Annotated in this window: 1 pseudogene; it reads left to right on the top strand. The window is 64.3% G+C overall.

From position 1 onward, the window contains the following. Window positions 1-1,804: pseudogene (locus AU511_RS16795) on the top strand (DUF6531 domain-containing protein); the annotation flags it as partial.

Below are 1,804 nucleotides of genomic sequence, written 5' to 3'. Positions count from 1 at the left end.
TATGCGGCGGTACCCTGAAAGAGGGGGCGTCCACCGTCTATTTCGGTGCGGGACAGCAAACCTGCCTGGATATTCAGGATGAATTCAGCTGGTGGGAAAAAGGGCTGCTCATCGCGGTGGAGTTTTTGGTGCCGCCGAGCCGTGGCCTGTTCAAAGGCTTGGGAAGACTGTTGACCCACCCCCGGGCCGCGCTCAGGGGCATGTATGCCGGCGCGTTGATGACCGCTCGCGAGTTAAAACGCATCGCGGGGTGCGCCAGTCGCGCTTTTCGTGATAGCAAAGGCCTGGCGCGCGTCAAGGAGTCGGTAAGAGCGTTCCTGAAAGACCCAGTGTATATCGCCAGCGGTGACGTGATTGAGTCGCGGCAGGATATCGCGCTGGGACAGACGCTGCCGTTGGTGTTCGAACGGACCTACCGCTCCGCCTCGTCGCATGCCGGGCTGCTGGGACGCGGCTGGCACGACAGCTGGAGCGAAGTCGCCCGGGTCAGTCAGGAGGGTTTGAATACCCATGTCGTCATCACGCTGGCGCAGGGCTATGACATCGATTTCACCTTTCATCAGGACATCCAGGCGGTGTTCTGCCCGCTCTACCCCGCTTTTACGCTCTACCGCCGCGGCGAAGGTTTCAGCCTGTGGCATCGGGACAGCCAGACCTGGCGCGCGTTCAGCGTGGTGCAAGGCGATGCGCGGCTGCTGAGTGAAATCCGCGACACGCATGACAACCACATCGCCCTGCTGCGTGACAGGCAGGGTCGCCTGCAGCAGGTACGGCACAGCGACGGCATCCAGATACGGCTGGTGTGGCAGGGCGAGTTCGTGCATCAGCTCATTCGTACCGACGGCGCCCAGCACACCGAGCTGGCGTTATACCGTCAGGACGAACGGGGCGCCTGATGGAGGCGGACGCCACCCAGCTGTACCACCTCTATTATGAGTACGATGCGGCCAACCGTTTGACGCGCTGGGACGACCACGACCAGACCTGGGCGCGTTACGAGTATGACGAACAGGGACGCTGCGTCTTCACTACCTGCGCCGACGGTTTTCTGACCGGACGGTTCGAGTATTACCCTAACCGCGTCATCATGACCGACGGTCAGGGGCATCGCAGCGAGTACGGCTTTAACGACCTGTCGCTGATGAGCTACCAGCGCTCGCCGCTGGGCCATGAGACCCGTTACGAATATGACGAACACGGCAACCTGCTGCGGGAGATTTCGCCCCAGGGCCGCGTCACCGCCTTCAGCTATCTGGAGCAGACCGGGCTGGTCAGCACCTTCACCGACGGCAGCGGCCAGGCGTGGGCCTATGACTATGACGCGCAGGAGCGGCTGTGCGGCGTAACGGACCCGCTGGGCCGCACCTGGGCGTGGGAATACGACGCGGCGGGCGACCCGGTGCAGCTGACCGGCCCTGACGCCAGCGAAGTGCACTTTACGTGGAACCGCTACGGGCTGCTGACCCAGGTCAGCGACCGAACGGGCGAGGTGCAGGCGCGACTGCAGTACGACCATCGCCAGCGCCTGCTGAGCGCCACGGATGCGGAAGGCCGCAGGCAGCACCTGCGCTATGACCCGCAGGACCGGGTGGTGCAGTGGCTGCGCCCGGACGGCGCGGCGTATCAGTTTGGCTATCGGCGGGCCAGCTGGCGCCTGCCGGAGCAGCTGTTGCGCCCGGATGCGCGCGAGGAGCAGCGTCAGTACGACCGTCACAAAAACCTGCTGAGCTACGTGGACGGCAACGGGGCGATGTGGCGTCAGTGCTACGGCGCGTTCGACCTGCTGCGCTCGCGCACCGATGCG

The organism is Lonsdalea iberica, from assembly GCF_002111585.1.
In the GTDB taxonomy this organism is placed as follows: Bacteria; Pseudomonadota; Gammaproteobacteria; order Enterobacterales; family Enterobacteriaceae; genus Lonsdalea; species Lonsdalea iberica.
Note: the sequence above shows the minus strand (reverse complement) of the source record. Positions and strands in the feature narration are given on the sequence as shown.